Source organism: Curvibacter sp. T50, assembly GCF_057219955.1.
In genome coordinates this window covers 1,123,079-1,139,660 of the sequence record NZ_JBXVVU010000001.1, presented here as the reverse complement: position 1 = coordinate 1,139,660, position 16,582 = coordinate 1,123,079, and the positions used below count along the sequence as shown (strand labels likewise).

At 58.9% G+C, this 16,582-nt stretch carries 14 protein-coding genes; 13 read left to right on the top strand and 1 reads right to left on the bottom strand.

The window, feature by feature from the left end:
- The first annotated feature begins 66 nt into the window (after positions 1-66).
- Positions 67-828 carry a YdcF family protein gene (locus AC2EBU_RS05405; RefSeq protein ID WP_484609337.1) on the top strand — a complete coding sequence of 254 codons (762 nt, stop codon included), beginning with the start codon at positions 67-69 and terminating at the stop codon, positions 826-828.
- A gap of 389 nt (positions 829-1,217) precedes the next feature.
- The gene (locus AC2EBU_RS05400) at positions 1,218-1,598 is read left to right on the top strand and encodes a hypothetical protein (RefSeq protein WP_484609336.1); all 381 of its coding nucleotides are present in this window, start codon (positions 1,218-1,220) and stop codon (positions 1,596-1,598) included.
- A gap of 60 nt (positions 1,599-1,658) precedes the next feature.
- Here AC2EBU_RS05400 and AC2EBU_RS05395 read toward each other — a convergent pair whose 3' ends face one another.
- A complete protein-coding gene (locus tag AC2EBU_RS05395; RefSeq protein ID WP_484609335.1) occupies positions 1,659-2,804 on the bottom strand; it encodes a helix-turn-helix transcriptional regulator in 1,146 nt (381 codons plus the stop codon).
- A 117-nt stretch (positions 2,805-2,921) separates the two neighbouring features.
- Here AC2EBU_RS05395 and AC2EBU_RS05390 point away from each other — a divergent pair, with 117 nt between their 5' ends.
- The 11 genes from AC2EBU_RS05390 to AC2EBU_RS05340 all read left to right on the top strand — a co-directional run bounded on the left by AC2EBU_RS05390 (position 2,922) and on the right by AC2EBU_RS05340 (position 16,501).
- Positions 2,922-3,791 (top strand): hypothetical protein, encoded by an 870-nt coding sequence (locus AC2EBU_RS05390; RefSeq protein ID WP_484609334.1) that lies wholly within the window; start codon positions 2,922-2,924, stop codon positions 3,789-3,791.
- Positions 3,792-3,795: 4 nt separating this feature from the next.
- The gene (locus AC2EBU_RS05385; protein ID WP_484609333.1) at positions 3,796-4,326 is read left to right on the top strand and encodes a GTP-binding protein; all 531 of its coding nucleotides are present in this window, start codon (positions 3,796-3,798) and stop codon (positions 4,324-4,326) included.
- 12 nt (positions 4,327-4,338) lie between these two features.
- Positions 4,339-4,749, top strand: a complete 411-nt coding sequence (locus AC2EBU_RS05380; protein ID WP_484609332.1) for a roadblock/LC7 domain-containing protein — start codon at positions 4,339-4,341, stop codon at positions 4,747-4,749.
- Positions 4,750-4,927: 178 nt separating this feature from the next.
- Entirely contained in the window at positions 4,928-5,287 is a 360-nt protein-coding gene (locus AC2EBU_RS05375; RefSeq protein ID WP_484609331.1) for a hypothetical protein, read from the top strand.
- Between the two features lie 406 nt (positions 5,288-5,693).
- Positions 5,694-6,050: a hypothetical protein gene (locus AC2EBU_RS05370; protein ID WP_484609330.1), complete on the top strand. Its 357-nt coding sequence runs from the start codon at positions 5,694-5,696 to the stop codon at positions 6,048-6,050.
- Positions 6,051-6,084: 34 nt separating this feature from the next.
- Positions 6,085-7,890: a hypothetical protein gene (locus AC2EBU_RS05365; protein ID WP_484609329.1), complete on the top strand. Its 1,806-nt coding sequence runs from the start codon at positions 6,085-6,087 to the stop codon at positions 7,888-7,890.
- A 116-nt stretch (positions 7,891-8,006) separates the two neighbouring features.
- Entirely contained in the window at positions 8,007-9,146 is a 1,140-nt protein-coding gene (locus AC2EBU_RS05360) for an ABC transporter substrate-binding protein (protein WP_484609328.1), read from the top strand.
- Positions 9,147-9,731: 585 nt separating this feature from the next.
- On the top strand, positions 9,732-12,260 hold the full coding sequence (locus AC2EBU_RS05355) for a hypothetical protein (RefSeq protein ID WP_484609327.1): 2,529 nt from the start codon (positions 9,732-9,734) through the stop codon (positions 12,258-12,260).
- A 14-nt stretch (positions 12,261-12,274) separates the two neighbouring features.
- The gene (locus AC2EBU_RS05350) at positions 12,275-13,441 is read left to right on the top strand and encodes an ABC transporter substrate-binding protein (RefSeq protein ID WP_484609326.1); all 1,167 of its coding nucleotides are present in this window, start codon (positions 12,275-12,277) and stop codon (positions 13,439-13,441) included.
- Between the two features lie 221 nt (positions 13,442-13,662).
- Entirely contained in the window at positions 13,663-15,183 is a 1,521-nt protein-coding gene (locus AC2EBU_RS05345; protein WP_484609325.1) for a sigma-54 interaction domain-containing protein, read from the top strand.
- A 136-nt stretch (positions 15,184-15,319) separates the two neighbouring features.
- Positions 15,320-16,501 carry a substrate-binding domain-containing protein gene (locus tag AC2EBU_RS05340; RefSeq protein WP_484609324.1) on the top strand — a complete coding sequence of 394 codons (1,182 nt, stop codon included), beginning with the start codon at positions 15,320-15,322 and terminating at the stop codon, positions 16,499-16,501.
- Positions 16,502-16,582: the final 81 nt, after the last annotated feature.

The window sequence follows — 16,582 nt, the reverse complement described above, 5'->3', positions numbered from 1 at the left end:
AAAGCACCCGACACCGACACCGGCGCCGTCGCTGCCGTCAAACGTCGCCGCCGGACTTCGCCGCGCATGTTCGCCCTCTCCAAACTGCTGACCGCCATCACTCAGCCCGCTTTCTGGCTGGCGCTGTGGTGGCTGCTGGCGTTGTTGCTGCTGGCGCGGCGCCGCCGCACCGCGACGGTGATGCTCTGGGTGGGGCTGCTGCTGCTGGGGCTGCTGGGGTTTCGGGCGCTGCCCGATGCCTTGTTGCGTCCGCTGGAAAACCGCTACCCGGTGCCACCCGCCGAATCGCTGTCGCGGTACGCGGGGGTGATCGTGCTCGGTGGCGCCGTTGGCCCCACAGACACCTTTCGCGCGCATGCGCAGGTGCCGCTCAACGAGGCCGCCGAACGCATGACCGTGCCCCTGGCCCTGCTGCGGCAGTACCCCGGCATGACCGTGGTGTTCAGCGGCGGGGAAGGGCGCCTGCTGCCCACCGGCGTACCCGAAGCCGAGCTGGCGCGCGCCTTCTACCGCGAACAGGGAGTGGACCCACGCCGGGTGCTGCTGGAGAGCGGCTCGCGCAATACCCGTGAGAACGCGCGTGAGGTGGCGGCCCTGCTGGGCCCGCGCTGCCGCCAGCCGTGGCTGCTGGTCACCTCGGCCGCCCACATGCCGCGCGCCATGGCCGAATTTGCCGCCGTGCCCTGTACCGTGACCCCCTATCCGGTGGACTTTCGCACCGGCGCCAGTACCCCACTGACCGAATACTCCCTGGCCAAGAGCCTGCTGGCCTGGCAAAACGCCCTGCACGAGTGGCTCGGCCTGCTGATGACCCGCCTGGCACGGTGACGCAGCCCCGCGCCCCTTGCGCGGCTGCCCCGGCCGTCCGAAAACAGGCCATTTGGGCCAATTACAGGCGTTTTGTGCCCGTACCCAGCGTAAAAAGGTCGTTCCTTGCTATCGAAAAGAGACCATTCCGTGAAACCTCGCCAACTGATCCGCAAAGTTGCCTGCAGTCGGCATGGTCCATTCCGGTGAGTCGGGCTGGTCACCCTGGGCCTCCCCGCAAGTAGCCGCAGCAAGCAACCGGCCGCCGTGGTGTGCCCGGCAACAAAAGTGCGTCTGATCGGATGCAGATTCATGTTCATTCCAAGCAACTTTCCGGATGGGACGTCTCCCTCTGGGTCACGGCGGATACATTGGGGGCCTTTCAAAACACAAAAAATCGGAGACATTTCATGCGGGATGAACTGCAAAAGTCGCCTTTCCTGGCCTCGGGAAACTTTGCTCAATTGCTGCAGGACATTCGAGAGCCGGCGTGGGTGATTGACCCGGCCACTTCCCGCTTTCTGGATGCAAACGGGGAAGCCATCGATCAACTCGGATTCAATTTGAGCGAAGTGACTCAAATGGGTGTGACGGATATCAACAAAGCGGTCACGGATGCCGCCGCATGGCGCGCGCTGACCCAATCCATGAAGTTGAACGACTCGGTTGTCTACAGTGCCGACCTGTCCTGCAAGAGTGGTGACCTGATCAACGTGGAGATTACCCTCAGCCATTTGCTGGTCAACGGCGAGCCGGTATTTCTCGCAATCACCCGCAGTCAAAAGCGATAAAGGGCGTGCCGGTCCGGTTCCGCTGGCTGGGTGATGGGGACGCCCACCCCAAAGCCCGGATCAGAGTCTCGTAATCACCTGGGAAATCAGCTGCTGCAGGTCTGGGGGAGAGGCATGGTGACCCACATGGATGACGGGCGGCAACAGTTTGGCATGTGACTTTGCCGCTGTGGTTGCGGGCGTGGACGCTGATCCTGCATCGAGCGCCCGCCGCACTTTGCCGGGTGCGATTCCATTGACGCGGCTGAACGTCTTTCGGAAGGCCGCCTCGCTGCGATATCCGTATCGGGCCGATTCGTCCGCGACCGTTGCCCGTTGAAGGCGAAATCGGAGACTGGACAGATTCATGCGCCACGACGTCAGATAACTGAGGTAGCTGTCACCGGTCAGGTCACTGAACTTGTTGGTGAAGGTCGCACGAGCGCAATAGCAAACCTGAGCGAGCCTATCAATATCCGCAAGTGGCCCCTCCGTCATCAGGACGGATGAAATGGCGCGCCCAAGCCTTCGATCAGCGACGAGCGCGGAAAGGGGGCTGAGCCCAGGCTGATTGATCAGCTCGCTGGCGGCGCATTTGATCAGCGCCATGGCGGCGGGAGCAAGCCACTGCTGCTGTTCTCGCGAGTTCTCCGCGAGGATCTGGTCCTGAACGACCAGGCGCAACATCCGCAAGGACTCAGCCTCAGGATGATTCCAATGCCACAGGTCCAGGCCAGCAACACGATCTACGCGCAGTAGTTGCTCTTGCAGCCATCCGGTGGTGGGAACCTCCACCACCATCAGCCAGGGCATTGGCCTGGACGCGGTGGCACTGACTTTGACCTGTGCGTCACGCCGCAAGGCACAAGCCGACCCCGGCTCCAAAAGTACCGAATGCCCGTCGTGAGTCTGGATGCTGCAGTGTCCGCGCTCGACCCAGATCAGACGCAACCCGGCCGCGTCCTCCGAAACCGATGGCACCCAACCCAAATGCGTCAATGTCAGGGTCCGAACCTCGGGCGATGAACAGCTGGCCAAAGCCAATAGCAATTCAATCGGATGACCCGAGCAGCCGGCATCGAAGCTTTTGATAGGCATAGAGAGTTCAATAAACAAAGGCGGAGAGCCGTGCGGAAAAAGCACATTCCATTTTAAACGCCATCCGGAAAAAGAGTAGCCGCAGCACATCGAACTGATCTCGAAAAATATCCGAACCAGCATGAACATCAAGCCGATTGCGCATGAATCCGCACCAATGAAAACGTAGACTCCATCCGGTTGAGAAAAGACGACCGACGCCTTGAAAGCTAAAACTGGCATCGAACGGGACTATAAAAAAATCAAGTGCTGAAAAAGGCGGAAGCCAACAAAGGAAAAGAAATGGGTAGTCGAAATATCAATAACACGGCGCAAGAATCCTTTTCGGTGAGCGGCAACATGAAAATCCTGAGGCTCGGGGTCATCGAATTGCATCCCGCTGAAGAGGCGTTGATAAAAACTTTGTTCCGTCTATACGGTGTCGAGCCGGAATTCAGATGGCACCTGGTTACCAATCCCCCTTACGATGCCCTGTTGATTGATTACCGATACTGGCCCGACGATCTGAACAAAAATACCTACGGGCGATCAGTCATGAAAGTAGCGCCGTTCGGCCAGGAAGCCGATGACGGTATGCGACGGCCCATCCGGTCAGAGCAACTTGTTGATTGGCTCGGTCAGGTTCAGCTTGAGATCGAAGGAACCCGACAGATTGACAAGGGAATATTGAGCCGCTGGAAGGCCAAACCGCAATCCACGGCCCCCGAATCGGCAAATATTGGTGCGGATTCCTGGCTTAACGGTGCAGGTACGCCTTCGAAACACAACCCCGAGGGCGGAGGCAGAAAAGCGTACTTCAAACTGATTCGCTGGCCCGGGCCCGACCTGATACAAGGTGATCACAACCGGATACGGATCGCAACGTTGTTGACCCGCAGATATTTTGATCTGAATTCGATATCCGGTCATGCGAATGTGTCGTTCAGCGAATGTGAAAAATTTGTTGTGGAGCTGGACCGGCGAGGTTTATTGCGAAAAATGCAAGACGCTTCGCCGCCACCAAATAAAAATTTCCTCGATTCCATTTATGGCAGCGAAAGCCGCAAGCCGGAAACGAAGAATGAAACTCAGGGAGTTTCCCTGATTTCAAGAATTCGACGGCGCCTTGGAATCTGAGGCCATGAAAGAGTACAAAATAATATTTACTGGCACCGTTGGCGCTGGCAAAACAACGGCTATTGCCGCCGTCAGTGAGGTGCCGCCCATCCTGACGGACGTCACCAATAATGATGTCGAGGTTGCCAAGGCAACCACAACGGTGGGATTCGATTATGGATTTCTTACGCTGGATAACGGGGACCGAATTCGCCTGTTCGGAACCCCCGGGCAGTCTCGCTTTCGCTTTGTCTGGCAAATTGTTGCCAGGGGCGCACTCGGAATCATCATCCTTATTGACAACTCCCGGGCGGAGCCGCTGAGCGATCTGTCGGTCTACCTGCAGGGCTTTGCCGAAGAGTTGAAAAAGGTTCCCTGTGTGATCGGGGTCGGACGTACTGAAAACAGTAGCTTTCCGACAATCGAAGATTATGCCAAATTGCTGGAAAGCGAAGGATACGTATTCCCTGTCATACCCGTAGATGTCAGATTGCGTGACGATGTTGTTTTGCTCATCGATGTTTTACTGTCCCAGGCCGAAGCAGACCTGTCCTGAACTGAATAAAAAATGAATACGAACCAAATTTTTTCCGAAGAATGCCTTCGAAAGTGCAGGCAAAGTGCGCAAGTGGCTATGGCCAGCGAGGTGGGCCTCGAAGCCGTCGTGGTTGCGACGATTGATGGGTTTGAGATTGTCTCTGCCGTTTCCGGGCCCGCCCAGCCGGAACGAATTGCGGCACTTGCCAGCTCAATAGCGAGCATCGGCTCGGTGGCAACGCAGGAGGCTGGTCTCGGGCACTGCTCGAACATGATATTGAATACCGAACGCGGGTTTGCCGTCGTACGTCAATTTGAAATAGAGAAACGCGAGGTTGTCATGATTGTCGTGGCAGATGGTTTTGGCCTCCTCGCGCAGGTGATGTATAGAGCCAACCAGTTGGCAAAGGAATTTTCAGCTGCTGGAAATTCAACTTTCTAGTTCCCTTTGCAGTACGCAGCAAGCAGGGATTCCATCCGTAACTTTGGAAAATGGTGTTTCGGTCGGCCTGATGACGTGTCGCAGAAAGCGATACCCCTCTCGCCATGAAAGTAATTCATATTGGTGTTCGCGGCAATATGATTTACCCATTCTCAATCCGCGAACGTGAACGGCAAATATGGCAACAATCAAACAAACCCTGGATGAAATTCTCAACATCGATGGCGCGCTATGTGCGGCAGTGGTCGATAGTCAAAGCGGCATGATGCTCGGCAGTGTCGGCGCCGGATTGGATCTGGAGATCGCGGCTGCGGGCAACACGGAAGTGGTTCGGGCGAAAAACAAGACCATGAAAGCGCTTGGGCTGAACGACGAGATTGAAGACATGCTTATTACTTTGTCGAAGCAGTACCACATTCTTCGGCCGTCGACAAGAAAAGAGGGGGTATTCATTTACGTCGTCCTCGATAAGAACCGGTCCAATCTGGCGCTTGGGCGGCGCAAGATCATGGAGCTTGACAAAGAAATGACATTCTGAAGCACAACCTGATCGCTCATCGGTCACAGATCGGAAATTGAACTTGATAGCGAATTCTCCTTGAAATTTGCTATCAGGCCCGAAGTTTCGGACCTTCGCATGAGTTAAGCGGAATTTCTTTCGCGCGTTCCAAGGGCTCTGTAAGCGCGTGCATCGTTATGGGGAAAATGCAAATGTCCTCTCGGTTTCTGGCGCTCCCCGGTGACTCAAAATTTGACGGTTCCCGCGGATTAATTGCTCCACTCGGGGCTTTGCCTGTGTCCGAGCAAGCTGAAGGGCATGGCGGGTATGTCTGGCGATTTTTTTTAATTTCGCGATGGTCGTATGAGGCCCTTTGCTGAACCGTTCAGTTTTCCAAGTGAGTCGCCTACCTTTCAGAAACACGACGCTTTCAAACGGAGGTCGAGTGACGACACCAATGAAAAAAAATGAAAAGGAATCCCTGATCAAACCGAATTCTTCCATAGTCATTGGTTTTGTTAATCTCATCGGCTTCTGGTTGAAGAAGGACGAAAATACAACAGGGAAAAGGATTCTGGATCGCAATGAACAGGCCAAGGAAATTATTCTTGAATATCTAGAGACCTGTGCGTGCAAAGAGGCCCATGGAGCAAGATTGAAGGTTCTTCAGGCGAATGGTCGGCGTGATATTGAGATAGTTCGAACCATGGTCTACGAAATGGTCTCCCGAGAACATTATCAGGATCTCGCAGAAGAAATGTATGACCGAGTTTCCGATGTCTATTCTTCTGGCGCACGGTGACCGATAAAGACATCATTATCAGGAAGCGCGAGTCATGAAATCATGGAAAGAATCTGGCTATTTGAAGTCACTTTTGGCCATCGAGGTAATGAGGTACTCACCGATTTTTGTCATCATTGTTGCGGCGGTATTTTTTTTCATTGCGCCACGATCTCACGATGCGGCACCGAATCCGGCGCTTTCCCATTTGCCTGCATCCTACGTTGGTGAAGTCGGCGCCAGCGATGCGGCGAAGCAAATAGCTTCTTTTGTCCCCCTCACGTCCAATGTCGTGCAGATTCCTCGTGATGAGCGAAGTCTGTGGCTTGCGATCGATGTTGGAAAGATACCCCGCTTGTCCGGCCCTGCTTTTCTGTATCTTGACTACGTTCGACTGGAAAAGGCCGAGTTGTACAGGATCAATCGTGCCGGGGCGGCAGAGCGAATTGGCCTGACGGGCCTGTTGTTCCCCAGGGAATCCTGGGCATTGCCGCAACTTCGCTTTCCCCATCTTCAGGTTTCTGGCAATCCAGGCAGTGAGTATTCGAACGTTTATCTTGTGCGAATCAGCAACAAGCTGCCCATCATCATGAAAGTTGAACTCCAGAAAGATGGTCTGGAAGGGCGGATGCATGAAGGCATTGATAATTTGTACGCTGGCATTCTGATTGGCTACGGTGTACTCGCCACGTTGATTCTGTTTTCGCTTCTGTATTTCCTTCCCGATCGATTGAATCTGCTTTACTTGGGCGGAACATTCATCGCCTTTCTTTTCCTCTATCACTACAACGGATTGCCGTTGCCGGCTTTGGTGCGGCCCGGGCCAGGCAGTGTCTATCTCTTCGATGCACTTTTATCCGGCGCGGCCATTGCGATGGCGATTCAAATTGTCCTTGCGCTTACGGCGAAGGGGCAGAGGCATCCCTTCGCTGTGGATATTGCGAATTCCGCTTCCCTTGCTTCGGTTGTTTTGCCGGTATTTGTTGTCTTTTTCTTCGGCTCTAATCCGTCGGTTTTGCTGGGGCTTTTATTTGCCGTGGCCGTTGTTGTCACCGGCGGAATCCTGTTCACTGCGATCAAGTTGGGCAATCGTCATCTTGTCGCCGCCGCGTTGAGTGGCATTCCTCTCGTTTGTGGTTCATTTGTTGCCGCGCTTCGGGACTCTGGTGTCGTGAGCAATGAGGAGTGGTGGGTGAAAGGTGCTGTCGAGTTCGGTTTTTGTGTGCACATCACCATCGGCATTGCATTGCTTTTTGTCCGTGTTTTGAGCAAGCATCGGAATCGCGTTGCTGCGTATTACGGACATACTCGGGACGCATTGACCGGTTTGTTGAATAAGGTCGGATTGGCAAAGTTCGTCGATGAAATGATTGAAAGAAGCCGGCGAAACGGGCATTCGTACGGTTTGATAAAGGTCCAAATTCGTATCAAGGCTGCAAGTAATGTCGTTTTGAGTTTGACGAATATTCAGTCCGTTGCCCGGGTGATTGAAAATACAGCAGGCGAGTTCAATATGGCGGGCCGTATTTCCGATACAGAATTCTATGTTGCTGTTGAGACGCTGGGCAAGAGCGACGATATCAAGGCGACGGCATCCAAGGTTCTTTCAGGTTTGCTGCGACTGAATGTATTCGAGAATCAGGAGAAGGTTGATCTTTCCCCGCGGATTGCATGGGTTGCATCCAGTGGCGGGCAGATGAAACGTCATGAGATATTTACAAGACTTGACTATTGTCTGGACCACTGGAAGTCTGCAGATAGACGTTCCATACGTGAGGCGAAAATCTATCATGATGATTCCATGATTTTTGATGTTTCTACGCTGAATTTCAGCAATTCAGTCGACGTCGGTCGAGGTTGATTCGGATCTGGCCGGTTTTTTCCGATTAATTTCGGTTTTGACTGTCGCTGATGCCTATTGCTGCGGCCTTTTCAGTGCTGTTGCATTGATGTCCTGGTGAGAATGAGGTTTGTACCATGTTTCTTTCACGCCGCCTTTTTTATTCGTTGCCGCTTACTTTTGCCCACCTGCCGCATTCCTGGGCAAGCGCTCCTGGCGTTACTGATAGGGAAGTGGTTTTCGGGCAGTTTGCTGCCTTGAGTGGGCCCGCCGCCCAATTGGGCTTGCGTTTGCAAGCGGGTATGAAAGCCTGTTTTGCGCAGGTCAATGCCGGTGGAGGCGTAGGCGGGCGCACCATCCGCCTTGTTTCCCGGGACGACGGGTATGAAGCCAACAGGGCAGTCGCGGCCGTCAACGCACTGATCAACGAGGACAAGGTATTTGCCTTGGCGGGCTCAGTGGGTACGCCCACCGGCCTTGCGGCGGTGCCGGTGATTTCCGAAGCCGGCATACCGCTCATCGGTCTGTTTACCGGTGCGCAAGGCCTGCGTGAGCCGTTCAATCGCAATCTTTTTCATGTACGGGCGAGTTACTTCGATGAGATGGAACGCATCGTCCAGCAATTGACAACCCTCGGCGTCACGAAGATCGGTGTGTTTTACCAGAACGACTCGTATGGCGAGGCGGGCCTGGCCGGTGTGCGCCGTGCGCTTCAACGGCGCAAGATGGAGCCGGCGGGGTTGGGGACCGTCGAGCGCAACAGTGTGGATGTCGCCAAGGCACTGGACCAGCTTCTCAAAACCCAACCGGAGGCCATTGTCCAGGTCAGCGCCTACAAATCCTGTGCCGCATTCATCAAGGCGGCGCGTCAGCGGGGTTACGGGGGGCAGTTTTTCAATGTGAGTTTTGTGGGTTCCAAGGCATTGGCAGATGAGCTTGGTGAAAGCGGGATCGGCGTGGTGATTTCGCAGGTGGTGCCCTCGCCGTTTCAGTCGGCCTTGCCGGTGGTTCGGGATTATCAACGTCATATGGCCGCCATGGGGGAAAAAGAGATCGATTTTTCCAGCATGGAGGGTTATCTCATTGCACGGGTTGTGACCGAAGGATTACGGCGAGCTGGTCGCGGCCTGACGCGCGAGTCCTTTGTGGCTGGCCTCGAATCACTGTATGAATTTGATATCGGTGGTTTCCGCATCACATTTACACCACAGAATCACGAAGGTTCCCGATTCACGGAGCTCACCATGATCAGTCGTGGCGGAAAATTCGTGCGGTAGGTGTTTTTGCCGTTTTGGCACGACCAATCAGTTCCCTTGGACACGCGGATCGATTCGATTGCACATAACGCAGATGCCTTGCGCAATTAGCATGTGCGAATGCAAACTGGCGCTTCTATTCGAGACTTTCTCTATCGAAGATTATCGGCGTTTCTTTTACGCGAAGTTATTTTTCGGGCATTTCCTCCGCTTGCGGTTTTCTTATTTGTTTTTTTTCCTGGCTGGGTTCAAGCCCAAACCTGCGCGATCCCCGGGCGTGACGCCATCGGTCCGACGGCTGGGCAGGTAAACACCTATTACCGCCCTGCGGTCGGTACGTACGACGCAAGCAGTACGACGATCGGCTTGACCAAAGTGGGTGGCGGCACCGACATCACTCAGGGCGACCTTGTGCTCGTGATTCAGATGCAATGCGCGACGCTGAATACTTCGAATACCAGTGCTTATGGTGAAGGCGGCACACAAGGGCGCGGGTACACCGAACCCGGTACCTGTGCAGCCGGCCGATACCAATATGTTCGGGCGAGCCCCGGCTCCAGTGCTTCGGTGCTGAATCTGCGTTTGGACGGCGGCACAAACCAGCTTTTGGCAGCATACGTTCAGCAGGACACCAGTAGTTTCAACCGAAGGACGTTTCAGGTCATCCGGGTTCCGCAGTACTCCGCACTTGCGCTCAGTGGTCCGGTCACGCCGCTCTACTGGGTGGCGTCCGAGGGCGTCGGAGGGGTAGTGGCCATTGATGTGACAGGCCAACTCAACTGGAATGGTCAGACGATCAACGTCAGCGGTTTCGGGTTTCGCGGGGGGGCGTCGCTGGATTGGGAGCTGTCGAATGACGACGATGTGCTACCCGATTGGGTGGAAACCGTCGCCAACAATGCCCACGCCACCAAAGGTGAGGGCATTGGTGGGACTCCGCGCTTCACGTTTGATCCTGCGACGAACCTTCGCACGGACAACGGTGTCGCGTGGGGTGGATACGCCAACGGCGATGACGGGCGGGGCGCACCGGCCACCGCAGGCGGTGGTGGAAACAACCGTGATGGCGGCAGGGACAACGGTGGCGGCGGTGGCGGCGGCAATGGTGGCATCGGCGGCTATGGCGGCTATGGGTGGAAAGACTCCGGGTGGGGCGGGACCTTCACGGTCGCTGATTTCGACATGCGTGGCATTGGGGGCGCACGTTTTGCGGCGGCGGGCCTGAACCGGCTGGTGATGGGCGGAGGTGGAGGAGCGGGTGGCGCCAACAATTCGGGTGACCCGGTTGCTTTTGGAGGAGGGGCGGGCGGCGGTATCGTGCTGGTGCACGTCGGCTCTGCGGTGGGAAGCGGAACCATTACCGCAAACGGTTTGGCCGGAATCAACAACCCGGATAACGACGGGGCGAGCGCAGGAGGTGCGGGAGGCTCCGTTGTTATATCGAGCCAGTCCGGTGCGTTAGGGAATCTGGTGGTGCTGGCGCGGGGAGGCCGCGGCGGTGATTCGTACCTGGCAGGTCCGGATTCCCACGCGGGGGGTGGGGGTGGTGCCGGCGGTGTTGTGATCCGTGCGTCCGGGGCGGCCGTCGATGTCTCCGGTGGACCGAACGGCACAACCAACCTGGGTAGTGACCCGGTCGGCGGTGCCGCGCATGGTGCGACCCCGGGCGGAAGCGGCACTGACATCATCGACGCGGGCACACCGCCAGGTACTCGCCCCGGCGCGCGCTGCCTGCCGGAGCTGAACGTTTCCAAGGCGACGCTCACACCCAGCATCAGCGCCTTGGGGGCGGCATCGGCGAGTTACACCTTGGTGATCACAAACGCTGGCGGCGCGGCCATCGGTGCCAGTCTGGTCGACAATGCCCTGCCGCCAGGCTGGACCTTCGCGCAATCGACGGGCATCACGTTTTCGCCCACCCTTTCGGCCACCGTTTTCGGCGGATTCGTCGAGGGCCCCACGCCCGGGTTGCCCGCTGTCACCGGTTCGCCCGGCGGTACCGCAAATCTCTCGGTGAACGGCACGCCGGCTGCGGCACCTGTGTGGGGGCGATTTACGGTGCCTGGCCAGGTCAACGGCTCGCCGGGACGGCTTACGCTCAGCTTTGCGGTCAGCATACCGGCAACGGCCACGGTGGGTTGCTACCACAACCCGGCAGGTTTGAACTTTTACGATCCCACGCGTTCGGACATCAACCGGACCGTAACGATTGCCGCCAACAACACGGCCAATCGCGCCGGTGCGATGGTCGGGGGCACCGTCACTACGGCCTATCAGACGAATCCCGGGCCGGGTACCACGGTGGGCGGGTCCAACTATTCCGGATTGGAGGCCGGCCCCTCTGCCGAGGATGTGTGCCTGAACGGCGACCTTTCCATCTCCAAGTCCGCGCCAGCCAGCGTGACTGCCGGCGCCACGCTGAGCTATACCCTCACACCCCGCAACAACGGCAGGGGTATCGGCGACCTGAACTACGCCACCCATCAGGCCACCAGTCGCACCGGCACTGAGACCTTGGCCCTTGGTACGGTTCGTGTGCGCGATACGTTGCCTGTCGGGTTAACGCTCACCGCGGCTCCGACGCCGTTCAACTGGACTTGCACGCCAGCTGGACAGACGATCACCTGCGACCGCGTTGGGCCTGTGGCCCCGATTTCGGCCGCGACCTCGCTCGACTCCATCACGCTCACGACCCGTGTTTCCTCGGCCGCCTGTGCCGGACCCGCGACCAACACGGTGACGATTTCCGGCTTCAGCAGCCCGTTGGCCGACCTTGCGCCTTCCAATAACACCGCGACGGCGGTTACCAGCCTCATTTGCAGCGCGAACCTGCAGGTCACCAAGACCAATAACGTCACCCAGCTGTATTCGGGCCAAACAACCAGTTACACGGTGACCTTCAGCAACCTGGGGCCTTCCGCAGCCGATAACGCCATCGTTGTCGATACCCCCGGCCCCGGCCTTGGCGGCTGCAGTGTTTCGGCTTGTACCGCGGCGGGTGGACTGCCGGCGGCTACGTGTCCGGCGACACCCGCGGACATCCTGACTCCTGGCGGGACGAGTCTGCCTTCGTTTCCTGCAGGGGGGGTGGTCCGGTTCGTCGTCGATTGTCTGGTCACGGCAACCGGAACGTGAATTCCTTGATCACCATGAGATTTCCACTTTTCCCATGGACCCGTCGGCGGGTCCTTCGATTTGCCCTTTTTGTCGGCGTGACCGGGATGCTTGCCGGCCAGGTGCGGGCAAACGAAGGTGTTTCGGCAGACGCCATCGTCATCGGACAGACCCTCAGCCTCAAAGAAGGCCGCGACCCCTATGGAACCGCGGTGATGGACGGCATCCGGCTCAAGCTTGATGCCGTCAACCGGGCTGGCGGTGTCCACGGGCGAAAGTTGGTCCTGAGAACACTTGACGATCAGGGGAAAGCTGCGCTTGCCGAGGACAACGCCCGCACGCTTGTCGAACGCGACAAGGCCTTTGTTCTCTTTGGCACGCTGGAGGGAGGGCCCTCCACGGCGGTGTTGAAAGTTGCCAGGAGTCTGGGCGTGCCGCTGTTCGGCCCCATGGCGGGGTCGCCGGATTTTCGCGAGGTTTACGACCCCCTGGTGGTGCCTGTGCGCGCCGAGCACAAGGACGAGTTTCGGAAGATGATGCAGCACGCGAAAACCTCCGGGTTCACCCGCCTGGCCTTTTTTCGTGCGGACAGCCCCACGGGTGAAAAACACGTCAGCAATGTCCGCACGTTAAGCCGTGAACTGGGCATGTCGGTTGTCGCTGATCTGCCCTTCCGAGGGGAAGTCAGCGATGCGGCGCTTCAAGCCGTGGCGGGCCGGATTCTGGATTCGCGCGCACAGATGGTGATGAACCATGGAAGCCCGGACGTTTACGTGCGCCTGTTCCAGGCCTTGCAGCGATTGGCTCCCCATGTGCGGGTGTATGCCGTCAACTCCGGCATCTCCCAGATTGTCGAGCGGCTGGGCCCAGGAGCGGCGGGTATGGTGTTCGCGACCATCACACCGCCGCCCGGCAGCCTGAAGCATCCGGTCATCCGGACATTCAGGGCGGAATTTGACAGGCGATATCCGGGTGGGGTCGCAACCTATGCGAGCCTGGAGGGGTATCTGACGGCCTGGGCCCTGACCGAGGCCCTGGAACGGACGGGCCCGAGCCTCACGCGCCGACGGTTCATTGATGGACTGCGCGACGCGGAGATTGATCTTGCCGGCCTGGTACTTCGCTACACGCCCCAGCGAAGGGCTGGCTTGTCCTTTGTCGAACTGGCGACCGTGGATACCGACGGTCGTCTGCGGTATTGAGTGAGTGGTTTCGGGGGCGCCCGCCTCGCCCGTGGTGACGCATCGGCGGGCGGACGGGAGGGGGGGCCGGCCGCAATGGCTCTGGTTGGGGAAAATATGGCGAAAAATGCCCATACCCAGCGTAAAAAGGTCACTTTGCGCTATAAAAAATATAGTAAAGAGGGTGCGAGCAACCCCTGCGCCCATGCCCCGGCCGCAGCCGCTTGGGTAACATCCGCGCCATGTCTGCCACCGAACCCCGGGCGGGCGGCGCTCAGGCGGCGCTGCCGCGTGATGCCGCCAGCATTCTGGAGCTGGCCGCGCGGTCGATGTTCGATCTGTTTGCCACGGCGAGCGAGGGCATGCTGCTGGTGGACCGCGAGGCCCGTGTGGTCTGGATCAATGACCAGTACCGGCGTTACCTGCCCGCGCTGGGCTTCGAGCGCGAGGAAGACTTTGTCGGCCACCCTGTCTCGCGGGTGGTGCAGAACACGCAGATGCACAAGGTACTGGAAACCGGCAAGCCGATCCTGATCGACCTGCTGACAAACCGTGCCGGCACCTTTGTCGTCAGCCGCATTCCCCTGCGTGATGGCGCCGGGGCGGTGATCGGCGCGCTGGGCATTGTGCTGTTCGACCATGCGGAAACCAACCTGCAGCCGCTGATGGACAAGTTCTCGCTGCTGCAGCGCGACCTGGACGACGCGCGGCGCGAGCTGGCCGTGCAGCGCAGCCGCCCGGCGGTGGCGGGGCAGCGCCAGTCGCGCTACACCTTTGCCAGTTTTGTCGGCGCCAGCGCGGCGGCGGTGGAGGTCAAACGCCAGGCGCGACGTGCCGCGCAGTCATCCAGCCCGGTGCTGCTGCTGGGCGAGACGGGCACCGGCAAGGAAGTGCTGGCCCATGCCATTCACGCCGCCTCGGCGCGGGCGGGCGGGCCGTTTGTGGGCGTCAACATCGCCGCCGTGCCCGATACCCTGCTGGAGGCCGAGTTCTTTGGTGTCGCGCCCGGTGCCTACACCGGCGCCGACCGCAAGGGGCGCGATGGCAAGTTCAAGCTGGCCGACGGCGGCACGCTGTTTCTGGACGAAATTGGCGACATGCCGCCCAGCCTGCAGGCCAAGCTGCTGCGCGCCCTGCAAGAGGGCGAGATTGAGCCGCTGGGCTCCAACCGGCTGGTGCCGTTCGATGCCCGCGTCATTGCGGCCACCTCGAGGGACTTGCCCGCGCTGGTGCGCGAGGGGCGCTTTCGCGAGGACCTGTTTTACCGCCTCAATGTGCTGCCCATCCGCGTGCCGTCACTGCGCGAGCGGCGCAGTGACATCCCCGCCCTGGTGGAGGCGTTGACCGAAGACCTGGCGCATCGCAGCAACATGCCACCGCCCGAATGGCAGCCCGACGCGCTGGCCCTGCTGGCCGGCCAGGCATGGCGCGGCAACATTCGCGAGCTGCGCAATGTGCTGGAGCAGGCCGCCATGTCCTGTGACACGGCGCGTATCGACGCGAGCCAGCTGGCGTCGGTGCTGCGCGGCTCGGGCTTGGCGCAGATTGCGCCCGCCCTGGCGGCGGCCGAGGCGCCGCGCGATGCCGGCTCGGACCTGCTGCGCCCGCTGGCCGAACAGGTGGCGGCGCTGGAGCGGCGCGCCATCGATGCCGCCCTGCAGGCCACCGGCGGCAACAAGCTGGCCACCGCGCGCCTGCTGGGCATTTCCCGTGCGACCTTGTATCAACGTCTGGAAAACCCTGATTCTTTTTCAGACAGTTGACTGAAAAATATACATGTCAAGTGTCTGAAATTCAGGCGTTTTGATGGGGGTGGTTTGGAAAAAATCATTGAAATCAAGGGTTTGCGTGCTGGCACGGTGTCTGCATATCTGTCGCACCACTCAAGGAGACCTTTCCATGCATCGCCGTTCCGTGATTTCTCTGGCCGTTGTGGCTGCCGCCTTTGCCGCGCCGGTCTTCGCCCAGTCCAAAGACATCAAGATCGCCCACATCTACAGCAAGACCGGTCCGCTGGAGGCCTACGGCAAACAGACGCAGACCGGTTTCATGATGGGTCTGGACTACGCCACCGGCGGCACCATGACCGTCGCTGGCAAAAAGATCACCGTGATCGAAAAAGATGACCAGGGCAAGCCCGATCTGGGCAAGAGCCTGCTGGCCGCCGCCTACGGCGACGACAAGGTCGACCTGGCGGTCGGCCCGACGGCTTCGCCGGTGGCCCTGGCGATGTTGCCGGTGGCCGAGGAATACAAGAAGATCTTGCTGGTCGAGCCGGCGGTGGCCGACTCCATCACCGGCGACAAGTGGAATCGCTACATCTTCCGCACCGGCCGCAACAGCAGCCAGGACGCCATTGCCAACGCCGTCGCGCTGGACAAGGAGGGTGTCTCCATTGTCACGATGGCGCAGGATTCGGCATTCGGCCGCGATGGCGTCAAGGCCTTCCGCGAAGCGGTCAAGAAGGCCAAGATCGTGCACGAGGAATACCTGCCGCCGGCAACCTCCGACTTCACTGCCGGTGGCCAGCGCATGATCGACAAGCTCAAGGGCTTGCCGGGCCGCAAGATCATTTTCATCATCTGGGCGGGCGGCAACCCGTTCAAGGTGGCCGACATGGATCTGAAGCGCCACGGTATCGAGATTGCCACGGGCGGCAACATCCTGCCGGCCATGGTGGCCTACAAGAACTTCCCGGGCATGGAAGGCGCGGCCTACTACTACTTCGGCATGCCCAAGAACCCGGTCAATGAGGCGCTGGTGTCGCGCCACTACAGCCAGTTCAAGTCGCCGCCCGATTTCTTCACTGCCGGCGGCTTCTCGGCCGCCATGGCCGTGGTGACCGCTCTGAAAAAGACCAATGGGGATACCGGCGCCGAGACGCTGATCAAGACCATGGAAGGCATGAGCTTTGACACCCCCAAGGGCACGATGACCTTCCGCAAGGAAGACCACCAGGCCATGCAGAGCATGTACCACTTCAGGATCAAGGTTGACCCGGCCTTCGCCTGGGGTGTGCCCGAGCTGGTTCGCGAGATCAAACCCTCCGAGATGAACGTGCCGATCCGCAACAAGCGCTGATCGACCACCCCGGCGCCGGGTCCGTCCGGACCCGGGCGCACGGTGCTGTGCGCGCGACGGGGGCCGAGCCGCCGTCCGCCA